Origin of the sequence: Paraburkholderia sp. NPDC080076 (genome assembly GCF_050281145.1) — a bacterium.
GTDB lineage: Bacteria > Pseudomonadota > Gammaproteobacteria > Burkholderiales > Burkholderiaceae > Paraburkholderia.
The window spans coordinates 710,680-727,774 of the sequence record NZ_JBNNWQ010000004.1; the positions used below are offsets into that span (position 1 = coordinate 710,680).

Below are 17,095 nucleotides of genomic sequence, written 5' to 3' on the forward strand. Positions count from 1 at the left end.
AGGGCCGGCACGAAAAGCGCGCGGCCCTGCCGGCCGCGCGCCGCGTCATTTTTCGACGATCTGCACGCGTATGCCGTTTGTAAGGATGGTGATTGTACCGGGTTCGTAATTCACTCCGGCAAATTGCAGTTGTTCGGGCTTGAAGGTGTAGATCGGATAGTTGGTCAGCAACTGCGTGGCGAGCACCGCCGCCGCGGCGTTGATCTGCTGCGTATAGGCCTGCGCCTGCCCGCTCACGCTGACATTGTCGACGTTCGGCGACTTGAGCACGACCGATTTGCTGGCGGCGTCGTAGGCTAGTTCGCTCGACAGCGTGAACACGCCGTCGACCGGCTGCGGCATGAAGGGACTTACGAGGCGCGCGTCGAGCTTCACCGAGACGCGGTTCGCGTCCGGCAGCAAGCCGACCACCGGGTTGGTGAGCGCGACATCGAACACTTGCGACACCGTACGCTGATAGGGAAATTTGCGCTGCACCGCGTCCTGCACCTGTTGCCGCGAGAACGTGTACTGCGAGGGGATGAACGGAAAAGTCGACGTCGCGCAGGCCGCGAGCGAAACGGTGATGCCGAGCGCGCTACAGCCTGTCAGCGCGGCAAGCAGGAAGCGGCGCCGGGCCGGCGCAGCGGGTCGAGTCATGCGAAATCTCCTGTGGAAACCTGTACGGGCATGCGATTGCGTTGTTTGTTTTCGGCTTGTGGTTTGCGGTTTGCGGCTTGCAGCGATTCGCTTGCGCGCGTTAGCAGCGAGCCACCGGTTGCGCGTGCGGTTGGGTTTGCGTTTCAAGCTGCGTGAGCCACGCGAGGGCCTCGCCGCGGTTCGTGCCGCACATTTCCATCTGCGGTTGCAGACCGGAACAGCACGCCGGCCGCTCCGGCTGGCCGAAGATCGCGCAGCGCAGATCGTCGCCGAGTTGCGCGCAGCGCACGCCCGCCGGCTTGCCGTTCGGCATGCCCGGAATCGGACTCGAAATCGACGGCGCAATACAGCACGCGCCGCAATCGGGGCGGCACGCGTGACCGGCCACGTGGAACGGAGACTCGCGCTTCACGGCGCTGTTCGACACATCACTCACGACATTTTTCCTGAACCCGAAAACGGGCAACGCACTATCAGACCCGCATTGTGCCACCGCATTCCGTGCGACCTTTTTACGCAATCGGGCGAACGCCCGCTCACGTAAACTCGCAAGATCCGAAAGGCCATGCTCAAGAGGCGTCCGCGCGGTTCGATCCGATCGCGCGAACCGCGGCGGTCCGCTTCTTCCTCGATGGCCGCCCGCCAGCCGTCGAGTCCCTCATGTCCATCGCCAGCATGCTGTTCCGCCCTGACCTGCTCGCCAAATACAGCGCGAACGGCCCACGGTATACGTCCTATCCGACCGCCCTGCAGTTCCGCGACAACTTCGATCCCGCCGACTATTTGCGCGCCGCCGCCGACCCGGGCGCGTCGGCCACGGATCTCTCGCTGTACTTCCACATTCCTTTTTGCGACACCGTGTGCTTCTACTGCGGTTGCAATAAGGTCGCCACGAAAAACCGCGCCCATGCGCGTCCGTACCTCGAGCGGCTGAAACGCGAAATGGCTCTGCAGGCGGTATGTTTCGACACGCGGCGTCCGGTGTCGCAATTGCACTGGGGCGGCGGCACGCCGACTTTTCTGTCGCACGACGAAACAGCCGAGTTGATGGCCGCCACGCGCGAGCACTTCACGCTGCTGCCCGATGCTGACGCCGAATATTCGATCGAAGTCGATCCGCGCGAAGCATCGCCTGAGACCATCGCGCATCTGCGCAAGCTGGGCTTCAACCGGCTGAGCCTTGGCGTGCAGGACTTCGATCCGGTCGTGCAGCAGGCGATCAACCGCATTCAACCGCTCGAGATGACCGCCTCGGTGATGCAGGCCGCGCGCGACACCGGCTTTCACTCGATTGGCGTCGATCTGATTTACGGACTGCCGCATCAAACGGTCGAGAGCTTCAGCCGTACGCTCGACACGATGCTCGCACTCGCGCCCGATCGTCTCTCGGTGTTTGCCTATGCGCACATGCCGCAGCTCTTCAAGATGCAACGTCAGATGGACCCTGCCACGCTGCCTTCGCCCGAGGTGCGGCTCGCGATCCTGCAGCGCGTGGTCGAACGTCTGACGGGCGCGGGTTATGTGTACATCGGCATGGATCACTTCGCGCTGCCCACGGACGAACTCGCGCGCGCGCAAGCGCAACGAACCTTGCACCGTAATTTCCAGGGCTATAGCACGCGGGCTGAATGCGATCTGATCGGCTTCGGCGCATCGTCGATCGGCAAAGTCGGCGACGTGTACGCGCAGAACATCAAGGATCTGCCGGGCTACGCCGCGGCGATCGATGCTGGCAAGCTCGCCATCGCACGCGGCGTGCGCCTTTCCGCCGACGACCGTCTGCGCCGCGACGTGATCACGCAACTCATGTGCAACCTGGAATTGCGCTTCGACGAATTCGAAGCGGCTTATGGCATCCACTTCGCCGAGACGTTCGAGCCGGAGCTGGAGCGTTTGCACGGCTTCGAGCAGGACGGCCTGGTGTCGCTCGCAGCGGACAAGCTTGAAGTGCGGATGGCCGGACGCATGCTGGTGCGCAACATCGCGATGGTGTTCGATCGGTATCTCGGCCAGCAGACACTCGAACGATTTTCCCGCACGGTTTGAAGGCCTTGAGGCGGACGAAAGCAACTGGCTTGCCCGTCGTCGAATTTTCGGCCATAATCTGCGTCTTCGCCGCGCGCCAGCTTCTGACGCGTGCGCTGCAAGACCTGCCCAGGTGGTGAAATTGGTAGACGCAGGGGACTCAAAATCCCCCGCCGCAAGGCGTGCCGGTTCGATTCCGGCCCTGGGCACCAACGAATTCGAAAGACCGCTGTTTCCGTATTCCTCGAACCCCGCCAGCGCATGCTGCTCGCGGGGTTTGTCGTTTCTGGGCCGCCCGAAAACCTCAGCAGACTCAAACGGCGTGAGCGCGAACATCGCCCCTCACGCCATTCGAGACACCTTTACTGCCCCACCACCCGCGCGCCACCGTGCACAGCCGCGCGCCGGCGCTTGAACACATACCCGCCCCACATCACCACGAGCCACGCCGGCACCAACCACACCGACACCGACAGACCCGGCGTCATCGCCAGAATCACGAGGATCAGCGCCATGAACGCGAGGCAGATCCAGTTGCTGACCGGGAACCAGAACGACTTGAACACGAGCGTCTCGCCGGCCGCGACCATCGCCTTGCGCGACTTCAAATGCGTCAGGCTGATCAGCGCCCAGTTCAGCACCAGCGCCGCCACCACCAGCGCCATCAGCAAGCCGAGCGCTTCGGCCGGAATCAGGTAGTTGACGATCACGCACGTAAACGTGGCGAGCGCCGACAACCCGATCGCCATATACGGCACGCCGCGCCGGTCGACCTTCATCAGCGCGCGCGGCGCATTGCCCTGCTCCGCGAGGCCGTACAGCATGCGGCTATTCGCATATACGCCGCTGTTGTACACCGACAGCGCCGCGGTCAACACCACGACGTTGAGGACGTTCGCGGTCAGCGTCGAACCGATCTGCGAGAAGATCATCACGAACGGACTGCCGCCGGCCGCCACTTCATTCCACGGGTACAACGACAGCAGCACCGCCAGCGAGCAGATGTAGAAAATCAGAATCCGGTAGATCACCTGATTCACGGCCTTCGGAATGCTCTTCTGCGGCTCGTCGGCTTCCGCCGCTGTAATGCCGATCAGTTCCAGCCCGCCGAACGAAAACATGATGACGGCGAGCATCATGAAGAGGCCATGAAATCCATGCGGGAAAAAGCCGCCGTGAGCCCAGAGGTTGGAGATCGAGGCTTGCGGGCCGCCGTGGCCGCTGATCAACAGATAGCCGCCGAACACGATCATGCCGATCACCGCCACGACCTTGATGATCGCGAACCAGAACTCGGTTTCGCCGTAGGCTTTGACGTTGGCGAGATTGATCGCGTTGATCAAGGCGAAACACACCAGCGCCGACACCCACGTCGGCACGCCGGGCCACCAGTAATGCACATAGGTACCGACGGCGGTCAGCTCGGCCATGCTCACGAGCACGTACAGCACCCAGTAGTTCCAGCCGGACAGAAAGCCGGGAAAGTCGCCCCAATATTTGTACGCGAAGTGGCTGAACGAACCGGCCACCGGCTCCTGCGCCACCATTTCGCCCAACTGCCGCATGATCATGAAGGCGATGATGCCGCCGATCGCGTAGCCGAGAATCATCGACGGCCCGGCTGCCTGCAACACGCTGGCGGAGCCGAGAAACAAGCCGGTGCCGATCGCGCCGCCCAGTGCGATCAGTTGGATATGGCGATTCTTGAGCCCGCGCTTCAGGCCGTCTTGCTGCTGTGCACTATTCAACATTGCGCCCCAGTGTATGGATATCGATCACCTGATCGGACTTATGGTCCGGCCCGGCAGAACCTGAAATTTTACCGTGGCCGATAAAGCCTAAATACTGGGAGCAACCCGCGCTTGGTTCTGCGCCGCACTTAACGGCGCGGATAGTGATTGTCACTGGCGCAGGGCTTCTGTATGTTGCCCTAGTCGAGCTTTTCAGCCTTCGGAGATTCAACATGTCGCCCAAACGTTTGCTTTGCGCCGCTGCTTTGTGTCTCTGCTTCACGGGCGCCGCCGCGCTCGCTCAAACCACCGCGCCCGCCGCGGCACCGGCGCCTGCGCCCACCATGGCGCCGAGCATGGCGCCCGCTGCCGAGCCGGCCGACGAGCCGGGCATGGAGGCGAGCGCGCCCGAAGCGCCGGCTCCGGCACCTGTGGCGCCCGCCGCACCGCCCGCCAAGGCCGCCGCCGCGGCGCCCCCCGCCGCGCCTATGACCGGGCCAGTGCGCAACGTCGTGCTGGTGCACGGCGCGTTCGTCGACGGCTCGAGCTGGAACGGCGTGGTCGCCAAATTGCAGCAGAAGGGCTATCACGTGAGCTCGGTGCAGAATCCGCTCACCTCCCTCGCCGACGATGTCGCCGCGACCCGCCGCGTCCTCGCGCGTCAGAACGGGCCGACCATACTGGTGGGACACTCGTGGGGCGGCGTCGTGATCACCGAGGCGGGCGCGAACGCGCCGAACGTCGCCGGTCTCGTCTATATCGCGGCGATCGCACCGGACCTGCACGAGTCGACCATGGATCTGATGAAGCGCGCTGCGCCGGCGCCCGCGGGCGCCAGCATCATGACGGATTCGAGCGGCTTCCTCTGGCTCGACCGCACGAAATACCACGCGGACTTCGCCGCGGACGTCCCTGAGAATCTGACGCGCGTACTGGCCACCGCCCAGGTACCGATCGCCGCGACAGCATTCAATGAAACGGTCAGCCAGGTCGCGTGGAAGGAAAAGCCGTCGTGGTACGTGCTCACGACGCGCGACCGGGCGGTGTCGCCGGGCGTGGAAAAATTCATGGCCGACCGGATGGGCGCCAAGATCGTGCCGATGGCGTCGAGCCACCTGGCACCCGTGTCGCACGCGGGCGCGATTGCCGACGTGATCGATCGCGCGGCGCGCGAATTGAGCCGGCAGCAGTAGTCCCGTTCAGGCGTATGCGCGTATCCCATCGCGCATACGCCGGTCGAAACAAACCAACCCAACGCGTTTCAGCGCAGATTCGTGGTCGCCAGTTCGACGACCTCGTCACCGCGGCCGTTCAGCACGGCCCGCAGCATGTACAGGCTGAAGCCCTTGGCCTGCGCCCACTGGATTTTCGGCGGCATTGCGAGTTCGTGCTTCGCGGTCACCACGTCGATCACCGCCGGGCCCGGATGCGCGAATGCTTCGCGCAATGCCGGCTCGATATTCTCGGACAGCTCGATTCGGACACCGTAGATTCCCGCGCCGCGCGCGATCGCCGAGAAGTCGGTCGTGGCCAGATCGGTGCCGGCCTCGAGATAGCCGCCCGCCTTCATCTCCATCGCGACGAAGCCGAGCGTGCTGTTGTTGAACACCACCACCTTGATCGGCAGATTGAGCTGACGCGCGGTGAGCAGATCGCCGAGCAGCATCGACAGGCCGCCGTCGCCCGATAGCGAAATCACCTGGCGGCCCGGCTCGGCTGCCTGCGCGCCCAAGGCCTGCGGCATCGCATTGGCCATCGAGCCGTGATTGAACGAGCCGTGCAGCGTACGCTTGCCGTTCATGGTCAGATAACGCGCGGCCCAGAGCGTCGGCGTGCCGACGTCGACGGAGAACACCGCGTCTTCGTTGGCGACCTTGTCGACGATGCTGGTGAGGTATTGCGGATGAATGGCGCGCCCCGGATCGGACGGCCGCGCGAGGTCGTCGAGGTCCTTGCGCGCGCTCGCGTAGTGCTTGCGCGCATTCTCGAGGAAGCGCCGGTCGGTCTTGCGCTTGAGCTTCGGCATCAGCGCCTGCAAGGTCGCCTTCACATCGCCGACCAGACCGAGCTTCAACGGCGCGCGCTTGCCCAGCGCGGAGCCGCGCCGGTCGATTTGCACCACGTTGCCATGCGACGGATAGAAGTTGCGATACGGGAAATCGGTGCCGAGCATCACGAGCGTGTCGCACGACATCATCGCGTGATAGCCGGAGCTAAAGCCGATCAGCCCGGTCATGCCGACGTCGAACGGGTTGTCCCACTCCACGTATTGCTTGCCGCGCAGCGCATGCACGGTCGGCGCGCCGAGCTGATCGGCGAAGGCGACCACTTCATCGTGCGCGCCGGCGCAGCCGCTGCCGCACAGCAGCGTCACGCCGCCCGCCTGGTTGAGCAGATCGGCGAGCCGGTCGAGATCCGCCTCGGACGGCACCACCGTCGAGCGTTCCAACGTGCCGGCCCACGCCGGCGTTTCCTCAGGCGCTTCGCCCAGTGCGACATCGCCCGGCAGCACGATCACGGCAACGCCGCGTTCTTCGATCGCGGTGCGCATGGCGCGCGCCAGCACGCGCGGAAACTGTGAAGGGTTCGTCACCAGTTCGACGTAGTGACTGCACTCCTTGAACAGCTCTTGCGGATGGGTTTCCTGAAAGTAGCCGAGCCCGATTTCCGACGACGGAATGTGCGCGGCAATCGCGAGCACGGGCTGATGATTGCGATGGCAGTCGTACAGGCCGTTGATCAGGTGCAGATTGCCGGGACCGCAACTGCCCGCGCAGACGGCGAGCTTGCCGGTCGCGGCGGCATCGGCGCCGGCGGCGAAGGCGGCCACTTCTTCGTGGCGCGTGTGCATCCAGCGAATCGAACCGAGGCGCTGCAAGCTATCCGACAGGCCGTTCAGGCTGTCGCCCGTGACGCCCCAGATTCGCTCGATGTCTGCCGCCGCCAGTGTTTTGGCCAGATAATCCGCGATAGTCTGCTTACCCATGCTGTACTCCGCTCAGTGAGAAAGACGCTGCCTCCGGAATGCAGGAGAGTAACGCTTCCTCACGAAACGTGCCGTCACGGTGCCGCTGTAAGCGTGGTGAAATGGCCGCGCCTGGGAGGACGGCCAGCCGTCGCGCGATCAGCGCAACATGAACGACATCGCCGACAGGCAATTCAACATACGCACCGCATGCTCCGCCGACGCCGCGCCAAAGCGCAGCGTGACCGCATCGACGCGCGTGAGCGTCGGCCATTGGCAGAACAGATCGGCGAGCGCGCTGGTTTGCACGCGCAGTTCGCATTCCACGGGCTTCGCTTCGGCGCGTGTGGATTCTCGTGCGCGTCCTTTGGCGAGATGCTGCTGAATCACCTCACGCGCGGCGGCTTCGATAGCGGCGCGCGCGCTTGCCGGCGATTGCGTGACGCCGCTCGCGTGCCCCGTCGCGCTCTTGGTGACGACAAACCGCGCGCCAGGAAAACGCGGCGCGGTTTCTTCGGCGAAGACGTCATCGCCGGATAAAAGCGCGACCTGTGCGCCATATTCTTCCGCCAGCGCGCCATAGACGCCCGCCTCGCCGACCTCGACACCGTTCAGCGAAACGCGCGCGAAGGCAAAGCTGTTGATGGTGTGCGCGAGGATGCCGCGCGTTTGCGACATCGCGTGATAGCCGATCATGAAGACCAGCGCCGCGCCGTATTCGAGCCCGGCCATCATGCCGAGCGTGCGCGGCTTGCCGAGCACCACCTGGGCGCGCGCGTCGAGCAGGTCGGGCAGCAGATTGCGAAAGCCGCCGTGAGAGTCATTGACCCACACGTGCGTTGCGCCGCCGGCGAATGCGCCTTCGATTGCGGCGTTGGCTTCGAGCGTCATCCAGCGGCGTGCGGCTTCGTATTCGCCGTTGCCCGCGCGCGTTTGTTCTGGATGAAACACACCGGCGATGCCTTCGATGTCGGTGGAAATGAGGACTTTCATCAGGGAGTGGGCTTGGGTAGTTGGGCGAGATCGGGGACTGAGTCACGCAGCGATAGCCGCCGGTGGCCGTCGCGCCCGGTGACGGACGCAGCGCTCCACAACGCATCGAGAATCGCCTGCTCCACGCTGTCCGCGCACGCGCGAAAGAGCGGGTCCAGACGCTCGTCGGCGAGCAATGGCGGGAGCGTGATGAAGTCGGCACCGTGCGGCACGGTATAGGCCGTCGAAAACGCGAGTGCGATATCGCCGCTGCCGTGGCCGTACACCGAGCCGGTGCGCGCAAGACCCGCTGCCGCACGCAATGAGAGACGCTTGAGCTGGCGCGCGTCGAGCGGCGCGTCGGTGGCGACGATCATGATGATCGAGCCTTGCTCCGGCTTCGTTGCCGCCGCCGTCGCCGTCGCCGCTTTGGCCGCGCGTGCGGCCAGCACACGGCCGAGCGGCGTGCCGTCGACGAGCAGCATCGGCAGGCGGCCGAAGTTCGCCAGCACGAGTGCGCCGACGGTATAGCAACGGTTCGCTATGCTCACCACACGCGACGCATTGCCGATGCCGCCCTTCAGATCGAAGCACGACATGCCCCGGCCCGCGCCGACCGATCCACTCACGACATCCGCGCTGGCCGCTGCATACGCATCGTCGAAATGCTGCGCGGTGACGGCGAGCGCCTGGATATCGTTCAGATACCCGTCATTGCATTCGAACACCAAGGGATTGACCGTCGACCACTCGCGCCCGATCTGCGGATTCGCGCGAATGGCCGCGCGAATCTGCGCCTGCGCGACGGCGGCAACGCCGAATGTGTTGGTCAACGCGATTGGCGTTTCCAGCGTACCGAGTTCGTCAACTTGCACGAGCCCAATGCTTTTGCCGAACCCGTTGATCACCGCCGACGCCGCCGGCACCTTGTCGAGAAACGAATCGCCGTCGTGTGGACGAATCACGGTCACGCCGGTTTGCACGGCACCTTGATCGAGCGTGCAATGACCAACCGTCACGCCCGGCACATCGGCAATCGTGCCGAGCGGACCCGCCGCCAACGTACCGATATGCGGCGCGTTCTGAACCCCAGTCGAATTCATGGCCGGTCGAGCTTCGGATCGAGCGCATCGCGCAAACCGTCGCCGAGCAGGTTGAACGCCAGCACGGTCAGGAAAATCGCCAGACTCGGAAACAGCGCGATATGCGGCGCGGTGACCATGTCGGCGCGCGCTTCGTTGAGCATCGCGCCCCACTCCGGCGTCGGCGGCTGCGCGCCGAGCCCGAGAAACGACAAACTTGCGGCGGTGATGATCGAAGTGCCGATACGCATCGTGAAGTACACCACCACCGAGGAAATCGTCCCCGGCAAAATGTGCCGCACGATGATCGTCCAATCCGACGCGCCGATGCTGCGCGCCGCCTCGATATACGTGAGCTGCTTGAGCATCAGGGTATTGCCGCGCACGAGCCGCGCGAACGCCGGAATGCTGAAGATCGCGACCGCGCAGATCACGTTGATCATGCCGTTGCCGAGAATCGCCACCACGCCGATGGCCAGCAGAATGCCGGGAAAGGCGAACAGCACATCGGCGACGCGCATCGTGATGCGATCCCACCAGCCTTCGTAGTAGCCGGCCAGCAGGCCGAAGAACGTGCCGATCACCGCGCCGATCGCAACGGACAGAAAGCCCGCTTCGAGCGAAATGCGCGAACCCGCGAGAATGCGGCTGAAAATATCGCGGCCCAGCGAATCCACGCCGAACCAGTGCGCGGCGGACGGCCCCGCATTCAACGCGTCGTAGTCGAAGAAATTCTCCGGATCGTACGGCACGATATGCGGCGCAATGATCGCGACCGCAATCAACAGCAGCACGAAGATGCCGGCGCCGAGCGCCACGTGCTGCTTACGGAATTTGCGCCAGAACTCGCTCCACGGCGTGCGGATCGCGCGTTCTGCTTTGGCGGCTTGCGCCGCGGTCGGCTCGGTGGCGGTCGTGCTCATGCGGGCCTCACTTGAAACGGATGGTCGGGTTGATCACGGCGTACAGCACGTCCACGACCAGATTGATGATGATGAATTCCAGCGAGAACAACAGCACTTCGGCCTGGATCACCGGATAGTCGCGCATCGATACCGCGTCCACCAGCAGGCGCCCGAGGCCCGGCCAGTTGAACACCACTTCGACCACGATCGAGCCGCCCAGCAGAAAGCCGAATTGCAGGCCCATCATCGTGATCACGGGAATCATCGCGTTGCGCAGGCAGTGTTTGACGATCACGAGACGTTCGGGCACGCCCTTGGCGCGCGCGGTGCGCACGAAATCTTCGTTCATCACTTCGACGAACGACGCGCGGGTGAAGCGTGCCATCACCGCCGCGACGGCCGCGCCGAGCGTGAGCGAGGGCAGCACGTAGCTCTGCCACGAACCATCGCCGACGATAGGCAGCCAGCCGAGCTTCACCGAAAAAATCTCCATCAGCAGCATGCCGAGCGCGAATGCGGGAAATGAAATGCCCGACACCGCGAGCGTCATGCCGAGCCGGTCGGGCCAGCGGTTGCGCCACACGGCCGAGACGATGCCGATGCCCATGCCCAGCACGACCGCCCACACCATGCTGGCGAGCGTGAGCAGCAGCGTGGGCATGAAGCGCTCGCCGATTTCCTGGCTGACCGGACGCTTGCTGCGCGTCGAGATGCCGAAGTCGCCATGCGCGATCTTCACGAAGAAGCTGGCGAATTGCTGCGGCATCGGCTTGTTCAGGCCGAGGTCGGCACGCACCAGCGCGACGGTCGCCTCGTCCGCATCGGGACCGGCGGCGAGCCGCGCCGGATCGCCCGGCAACAGATGCACGAACAGGAACACCAGCACGGCGACGATAAAGAGCGTCGGCAGCAGGCCAAAGAGACGTTTGACGAGGAAGTTCAGCATGACATCCAATCCGGCAATGATGCGGGCAACGAAAGATCTTGTGCGGCGCGTAATGGTGCAAAGCAGCGCCCGTGCGGCACGGCGTGCCAATGAAACGACACGCCGGCGCGCACGGTCAGCTCATTACTTGATCGCGATCTCGTCGAAATTGAACGAACCGTCCGGCGCCACATAGGCACCCGACAGACGCTTGCTGCGCGCGTACACGACCTTCTCCTTGACGAGGAAGATCCACGGCGCGTCGGCCCAGATGCGCTTTTGCGCGTCGGTGTAGAGCTCGGCCTTCTTCGTGCGGTCGGTGGTTTCGAGTGCCTGCTTCAGATCGCTGTCGACGGTGTCGTTCTTGTAGTACGCCGTATTGACCATCTTCGGCGGGAACGAGACCGACGCGAGCAGCGGCGTGATCGCCCAATCCGCTTCACCCGTCGACGACGACCAGCCCGCGTAGTACATGCGCACCGGTGCCGTTGAGGCGTCCTGCGCGCTTTCCACCTTGGCGACGCGCTGACCCGCCTCGAGCGCTTCGACCTGCGCCTTGATGCCCACTTGCGCGAGCTGCTGCTGCACGAACTGAATCACCTTCTGCGCGGTCGAGTAGTTATACGCGGACCACAGCGTGGTTTCAAAACCGTTCGGATAGCCCGCTTCCTTCAGCAAGGCGCGCGCCTTCGCCGGATCGTACGGCCACGGGCCCTGCTTCACCGCGTAGTCGACGCCTTGCGGCACCACGCCGTCGGCCGGCGTCGCGTAACCGGCGAACACGACCTTGGTGAGCGCATCCTTGTTGACCGCATAGTTCAGCGCTTCACGCACCTTCGGATTGTCGAACGGCTTCTGGTTCACGTTCAGGCTGATGTAGCGCTGAATGATCGACGGCGACGCGATCAGATCGACCTTCGGGCTCGACTGCAATTGCGCGGCCTGTTCGAACGGCACCTGGAACGCGAAATCCGCTTCGCCGGTGCGCATCAACGCAGCGCGCGTGTTGTTGTCGACCACCGGCTTCCAGTCGATCGCGTCGACCTTCGGGTAGCCCTTCTTCCAGTAGCCCGCGAACTTCTTCACCGTCAGATCGCCCGCCGGATCCCACTTCACCAGTTCGAACGGACCCGTGCCGACCGGATGGAACGCGATGTCCTTGCCGTACTTCTTCAGCGCGTCCGGCGAAATCATCACCGCCGACGGATGCGCCAGCACGTTGACGAACGCCGAGAACGGCGCCTTCAGCGTGATCCTCACCGTGTACGGATCGACCACTTCGGTCTTCTCGATGCGGTTGAACATGTTGTAGCGCTTGAGCTTGTTCGCCGGATCGGTGACGCGGTCGAAGTTCGCTTTCACCGCGGCGGCGTTGAAGTCGGTGCCGTCCTGGAACTTCACGCCGTGGCGCAGCTTGAACGTGTAGACCTTCGCATCCGGGCTGGCTTCGTAGCTATCGGCCAGCACGTTGACCAGCTTCATGTCCTTGTCGAACCCGAACAGCCCTTGATAGAACGACTTGGCGACGGCTTGCGAGAGCGTGTCGTTGGCATCGTAGGGATCGAGCGTCGTGAAGGTCGAGGCGACGGCCATCACGGCCGTGGTGTCGGCATGCGCCGCATTGCCCGCGAGCATCGCGAACACCACCGCGCCGCCGCTGATCAGCGCGCGCAAACGAAACGGAGAAGACGGGACCAGCAGGTTCATGAGGTTGGCTCCAGGCTGCGAAATGAAAACAGGTTGTGATGCTGCGAGAAGAAGCGTGTTTCTTTAGGTTTTAGTACGCGCCGCCCACCCGATGCTGGGCGACGAAATGATCCGGTCCGACCGCAACGAGCGGCGCCACGACGGGTTCATCGTGTAGTGCACGGATCGGGCTCGGAATCTCATCGGCGGCGAGCATGCGTTTCGCGTGACGGCGCGCCGGATCGGCGACCGGCACCGCGCCCATCAGCTTGCGTGTGTAGGGATGCTGCGGCGCTTCGAACACCGCGCGGCGCGGGCCGATTTCGACGATCTGGCCGAGGTACATCACCGCGACCCGATGACTGACGCGTTCGACCACGGCCATATCGTGCGAAATGAACAGATACGCGACGCCGAGTTCACGCTGCAAATCGAGCATCAGATTGACGATCTGCGCTTGCACGGAGACGTCGAGTGCGGACACGGATTCGTCGGCGATCACGACTTTGGGGTTCAACGCCAGCGCCCGCGCAATCGCGATGCGTTGCCGTTGACCGCCGGAGAATTCGTGCGGATAGCGTCGCGCGGCTTCGGGCGGCAGGCCGACTTTCTCGAGCAGCCACGCCACGCGCGCCTGCGCTTGCGCACCCTGTGCGACGCCGTGCACGAGCAGCGGCTCCATGATCGAGAAGCCGACGGTCAAGCGCGGATTCAGCGAGGCGAACGGGTCCTGGAAAATAAACTGGATATCGCGGCGCAGCGCCTGCAACGCGGGGCCCGTCAGCGAACTGATTTCCTTGCCGTTGAATTCGATCGACCCGCTTTGACTTTCGACGAGACGCAGCAGCGAGCGGCCCGTGGTCGATTTGCCGCAACCCGACTCGCCGACCAGCGCGAGCGTTTCGCCGGGCCGCAAATCGAAGCTGACTTTTTCCACCGCGTGCACGCGGCCCGTCAGGCGGCCGAACAATCCGCTCTTGACCGGAAAGCGCGTGACCAGATCGCGAACCCGCAGAATCGGCGGCGTGGTTTCTTGCACTAGCGGCTGCGTTTCCGCGGCGACGGCGGCAGCGGGACGCACGGCCTGATCGGTGCCGCTCAGGCTCGCCTGCTCGACGGTCAGGATCGGAAACTTGGCCGGCTGATCCGTGCCTTGCATCGCACCGAGACGCGGCACCGCGGCGAGCAACGCCTTCGTATAAGGATGCGACGGCGCGGCGAACAACGCGTCGGACGCGCCCTCTTCCACCTTCTCGCCGCGATACATCACGAGCACGCGATCGGCCACTTCGGCGACTACGCCCATGTCGTGCGTGATGAAGATCACGCCCATGTTCATCTCATCCTGCAAACCGCGAATCAATTGCAGGATCTGCGCCTGGATCGTCACGTCGAGCGCGGTGGTCGGCTCATCCGCAATCAGCAAGGCGGGCTTGCACGACAGCGCCATCGCGATCATCACGCGCTGGCGCATGCCGCCCGACAGTTGATGCGGAAAACGCGCCGCCACGCGCCGCGCTTCCGGAATGCGCACGAGTTCGAGTAGGCGCAGCGTCTCGGCGTGCGCGGCGGAGCGGCTCTTGCCCTGATGCAAGGCGATAGCCTCGCTGATCTGATCGCCCACCGTGAAGACCGGATTGAGTGACGTCATCGGCTCCTGAAAGATCATCGCGATGTCGGCGCCGCGAATCGAACGCATCGTGCCAGACGACGCTTTCGCGAGGTCGAGCACGCTGCCGTCGCGGCGCCGGAAAGCGATGCTGCCGCCGGCAAGGCGCCCACCGCCATGCTCGATCAGCCGCATCAACGCGAGTGAAGTGACCGATTTGCCCGAACCCGATTCGCCGACGATCGCCAGCGTCTCGCCACGCTCGACTGTCAGCGAGAGATTGCGCACCGCGTTGAAGGTGGTGTCGCCGCTGCGGAATGCGACCGACAGATCGTCGACCGCGAGCACGCGTTGCGGCGGCAAGGTTTCGATAAGCGGACGGGCGGTGTGCGATGAAGTCGGCACGGTGGTTCCTTTGAATTCGAACGCGGCTAACGGGGGTTCATGCTGTAAGCGGCCAGACTGACTAGCGGTAAATCGCCGTCACCGGCGCTTCACCGAGCCGCGCAAAACCGCGATACATGCCTTCGGTATTGAACGGCAGCGTGACATTGCCGCGCGCATCGACGGCAATCAGGCCGCCGCGTCCGTCGATCTTCGGCAGGCGGTTCATCACCACGTCGTCGGCCGCTTCCTGCAGCGACACGTTGCGGTAAGCCATTTGCGCGGCGACGTCGTAGGCCGCAACCATGCGCATGAACATTTCACCCGAGCCGGTGGTCGAGACCGCGCAGGTCGCGTCGTCCGCATAGCAGCCCGCGCCGATTAGCGGCGTATCGCCGACCCGGCCGGCCTGCTTGTTGGTGACGCCGCCGGTCGATGTCGCTGCCGCCACGTGCCCGTGCTGATCGAGCGCGACGGCGCCGACGGTGCCGAACTTGCGGTTCGGATCGATCGGTTCGTGCGGCGTCGGGTCGTCGTCAGTGGGAGATGGCGCGGCGGCGAGTGTGGCGCCGTCGTGATCGAGCATGGCGCGCTGTTGCCCGCGCGCGATCAGCCATTGGCGATGGCGCGCTTCGGTATGGAAATACTCGGGCTCGGCGAATTCGAGTCCTTGCGCGGCGGCGAACGCTTCCGCGCCTTCGCCGGTGAACAGCACATGCTCGCTGCGTTCGAGCACGCGGCGCGCCGCCAGAATCGGATTGCGCACGCGCTTCACGCAGCAGATCGCGCCGGCGTCGAGCGTGCTGCCGTCCATGATCGCCGCGTCGAGTTCGTGCGTGCCGGCCGCGGTGTAGACCGCGCCGCGGCCCGCGTTGAAGAGCGGGCAGTCTTCGAGGAGGCGTACGGCTTCGCTGACGGCGTCGAGCGCGCTGCCGCCGTCGGCGAGCACGCGCTGGCCGGCGCTCAGCACCGCGTGCAACGCGGCGTGGTAGTCGGCTTCGGCGCTGGCCGACATCGACGAGCGCAGGATCGTCCCTGCCCCGCCATGAATGGCAATGACTGCGTTGGAGTTCATCGTTTGGCTTTCGTAGTGCGAGGAGTGCGGGAAGTTCGGGTGGTTCGGGTCGCGCCGCGCGCGGGCCGCGCGCTCGTGCCGGCAGCCTCGGCTTGCGGGTCGACGAGCCACGGCAGCAGGAATTCGCTGACTTCGGCGGCGGCCTTCACCGAGCGTTTGGCCCGATACGCCACCGCGTCGCACAGCGCCTCGATCACGGCGAGCACGGCCGAATCGGCATTCGCCGCGAGCCGCCGGTCGGCGCGGACGTAGAGCGAGATGTCGGCGAACTGCGCGAGCGGCGAACGCGGACTGTCGGTAAGCGCGAGCACGCGAGCGCCACGGCCCGCCGCGCGATGCGCGAGCTCGATCGTGTCTTCGACATAACGCGGAAAAGCGATACCGATGACGAGGTCGCCCTCGTTGGAAGCAAACAGACGCCGCGCGGCGTGCGACGGTCCGCCCATTAGCGCGAGCGACTGCACGTTGTCGTGATACGGCATCAGGCCGTGTTCCATCAGACCCGCGAGAAACGCGCTGGCGCCGAAGCCGAGCACGAACACGCGGCGCGCGGCGATGATCGCTTCGACGGCGGCTTCGGCCGCGGCGCTGTCGATCGCCGTGCGGGTGGCGTGCAGATTGTTGGCGGCCTGTTCGAGCGAGGCGTCGACCACATCGTCGCCGGCTGCGAGCGACTCCTGCGCACTGCGCAAGCGCTCGACCGGTGCAAGCGTCGCCTCGAAGCCGCGAACCAGCGCCTCACGAAACTGCGGATAACCGTCGAAACCGAGCGCGCGCGCAAAGCGATTCGCCGTCGCCACCGACGCACCGACCACGCTGGCCAGCTCGTCGATCCGCATGGTCGCCGCGCGAAACAGATTGGCCAGCACGTAGTCGCCCATGCGCCGATGAATCGGCGTGAGGGTCGGCATGGCCGCGGCGATACGCGCGGCGATGGCCTGCTCGGCGGAATCGGAAGCAACGGACGGTTGATGGATCATGCGAGCGAGGGCGCGGTGCCTGGGGCGTAATGAAAATGAATGAAAGTATATTTACACGGAAATCTCGCAGAAAAAAATTCATTTTCATTTTCGAGGGTTTTCACCGACGCCCCGCGTA

General features: G+C 64.5%; 14 protein-coding genes and 1 tRNA gene. 3 read left to right on the forward strand and 12 right to left on the reverse strand.

What is annotated here, in order from left to right:
- Positions 1-45: 45 nt before the first annotated feature.
- On the reverse strand, positions 46-639 hold the full coding sequence (locus ACQKRQ_RS20300) for a DUF1439 domain-containing protein (protein ID WP_132373420.1): 594 nt from the start codon (positions 637-639) through the stop codon (positions 46-48).
- A 100-nt stretch (positions 640-739) separates the two neighbouring features.
- Positions 740-1,075, reverse strand: a complete 336-nt coding sequence (locus tag ACQKRQ_RS20305; RefSeq protein WP_408179771.1) for a YkgJ family cysteine cluster protein — start codon at positions 1,073-1,075, stop codon at positions 740-742.
- A 224-nt stretch (positions 1,076-1,299) separates the two neighbouring features.
- Between ACQKRQ_RS20305 and hemN the strand changes: the two genes are divergently transcribed.
- Both hemN and ACQKRQ_RS20315 read left to right on the forward strand, forming a co-directional pair.
- Complete coding sequence (gene hemN, locus ACQKRQ_RS20310) at positions 1,300-2,685, forward strand: oxygen-independent coproporphyrinogen III oxidase (RefSeq protein ID WP_427478993.1); 1,386 nt, start codon at positions 1,300-1,302, stop codon at positions 2,683-2,685.
- A gap of 106 nt (positions 2,686-2,791) precedes the next feature.
- Positions 2,792-2,876, forward strand: a tRNA-Leu gene (locus tag ACQKRQ_RS20315).
- A gap of 150 nt (positions 2,877-3,026) precedes the next feature.
- On the opposite strand, the gene ACQKRQ_RS20320 is transcribed toward ACQKRQ_RS20315, so the two are convergent.
- A complete protein-coding gene (locus ACQKRQ_RS20320) occupies positions 3,027-4,412 on the reverse strand; it encodes an amino acid permease (protein ID WP_427479272.1) in 1,386 nt (461 codons plus the stop codon).
- A 215-nt stretch (positions 4,413-4,627) separates the two neighbouring features.
- Here ACQKRQ_RS20320 and ACQKRQ_RS20325 point away from each other — a divergent pair, with 215 nt between their 5' ends.
- Complete coding sequence (locus ACQKRQ_RS20325) at positions 4,628-5,587, forward strand: alpha/beta fold hydrolase (RefSeq protein WP_427478995.1); 960 nt, start codon at positions 4,628-4,630, stop codon at positions 5,585-5,587.
- 68 nt (positions 5,588-5,655) lie between these two features.
- On the opposite strand, the gene poxB is transcribed toward ACQKRQ_RS20325, so the two are convergent.
- The 9 genes from poxB to ACQKRQ_RS20370 form a co-directional block, all read right to left on the reverse strand.
- Positions 5,656-7,380 (reverse strand): ubiquinone-dependent pyruvate dehydrogenase, encoded by a 1,725-nt coding sequence (poxB, locus tag ACQKRQ_RS20330; protein WP_132373415.1) that lies wholly within the window; start codon positions 7,378-7,380, stop codon positions 5,656-5,658.
- Positions 7,381-7,518: 138 nt separating this feature from the next.
- Positions 7,519-8,352 carry a M55 family metallopeptidase gene (locus ACQKRQ_RS20335; protein ID WP_427478996.1) on the reverse strand — a complete coding sequence of 278 codons (834 nt, stop codon included), beginning with the start codon at positions 8,350-8,352 and terminating at the stop codon, positions 7,519-7,521.
- A complete protein-coding gene (locus ACQKRQ_RS20340; RefSeq protein ID WP_427478998.1) occupies positions 8,352-9,434 on the reverse strand; it encodes a P1 family peptidase in 1,083 nt (360 codons plus the stop codon). Before ACQKRQ_RS20340 ends, ACQKRQ_RS20335 begins: the two co-directional genes overlap by 1 nt.
- On the reverse strand, positions 9,431-10,336 hold the full coding sequence (gene gsiD / locus ACQKRQ_RS20345) for a glutathione ABC transporter permease GsiD (protein WP_408179777.1): 906 nt from the start codon (positions 10,334-10,336) through the stop codon (positions 9,431-9,433). The genes ACQKRQ_RS20340 and gsiD overlap by 4 nt, the downstream gene beginning before the upstream one ends.
- A gap of 7 nt (positions 10,337-10,343) precedes the next feature.
- Complete coding sequence (gene gsiC, locus ACQKRQ_RS20350) at positions 10,344-11,264, reverse strand: glutathione ABC transporter permease GsiC (protein WP_132373411.1); 921 nt, start codon at positions 11,262-11,264, stop codon at positions 10,344-10,346.
- A 123-nt stretch (positions 11,265-11,387) separates the two neighbouring features.
- Positions 11,388-12,950 carry a glutathione ABC transporter substrate-binding protein GsiB gene (gsiB, locus tag ACQKRQ_RS20355; RefSeq protein WP_427479000.1) on the reverse strand — a complete coding sequence of 521 codons (1,563 nt, stop codon included), beginning with the start codon at positions 12,948-12,950 and terminating at the stop codon, positions 11,388-11,390.
- Between the two features lie 70 nt (positions 12,951-13,020).
- Positions 13,021-14,943, reverse strand: a complete 1,923-nt coding sequence (locus ACQKRQ_RS20360; RefSeq protein ID WP_408286838.1) for a dipeptide ABC transporter ATP-binding protein — start codon at positions 14,941-14,943, stop codon at positions 13,021-13,023.
- 61 nt (positions 14,944-15,004) lie between these two features.
- Positions 15,005-15,997 carry an isoaspartyl peptidase/L-asparaginase family protein gene (locus tag ACQKRQ_RS20365; RefSeq protein ID WP_408286836.1) on the reverse strand — a complete coding sequence of 331 codons (993 nt, stop codon included), beginning with the start codon at positions 15,995-15,997 and terminating at the stop codon, positions 15,005-15,007.
- Complete coding sequence (locus tag ACQKRQ_RS20370; RefSeq protein WP_132373407.1) at positions 15,994-16,977, reverse strand: MurR/RpiR family transcriptional regulator; 984 nt, start codon at positions 16,975-16,977, stop codon at positions 15,994-15,996. The genes ACQKRQ_RS20365 and ACQKRQ_RS20370 overlap by 4 nt, the downstream gene beginning before the upstream one ends.
- Between the last annotated feature and the right edge of the window lie 118 nt (positions 16,978-17,095).

Bases quoted from the DNA above. Each gene is read 5' to 3' on its own strand.
- ACQKRQ_RS20300 (WP_132373420.1), bottom strand. From the start codon at position 639: ATGACTCGACCCGCTGCGCCGGCCCGGCGCCGCTTCCTGCTTGCCGCG.
- hemN (WP_427478993.1), top strand. From the start codon at position 1,300: ATGTCCATCGCCAGCATGCTGTTCCGCCCTGACCTGCTCGCCAAATAC.
- ACQKRQ_RS20325 (WP_427478995.1), top strand. From the start codon at position 4,628: ATGTCGCCCAAACGTTTGCTTTGCGCCGCTGCTTTGTGTCTCTGCTTC.
- poxB (WP_132373415.1), bottom strand. From the start codon at position 7,380: ATGGGTAAGCAGACTATCGCGGATTATCTGGCCAAAACACTGGCGGCG.
- ACQKRQ_RS20335 (WP_427478996.1), bottom strand. From the start codon at position 8,352: ATGAAAGTCCTCATTTCCACCGACATCGAAGGCATCGCCGGTGTGTTT.
- ACQKRQ_RS20340 (WP_427478998.1), bottom strand. From the start codon at position 9,434: ATGAATTCGACTGGGGTTCAGAACGCGCCGCATATCGGTACGTTGGCG.
- gsiD (WP_408179777.1), bottom strand. From the start codon at position 10,336: ATGAGCACGACCGCCACCGAGCCGACCGCGGCGCAAGCCGCCAAAGCA.
- gsiC (WP_132373411.1), bottom strand. From the start codon at position 11,264: ATGCTGAACTTCCTCGTCAAACGTCTCTTTGGCCTGCTGCCGACGCTC.
- gsiB (WP_427479000.1), bottom strand. From the start codon at position 12,950: ATGAACCTGCTGGTCCCGTCTTCTCCGTTTCGTTTGCGCGCGCTGATC.
- ACQKRQ_RS20365 (WP_408286836.1), bottom strand. From the start codon at position 15,997: ATGAACTCCAACGCAGTCATTGCCATTCATGGCGGGGCAGGGACGATC.
- ACQKRQ_RS20370 (WP_132373407.1), bottom strand. From the start codon at position 16,977: ATGATCCATCAACCGTCCGTTGCTTCCGATTCCGCCGAGCAGGCCATC.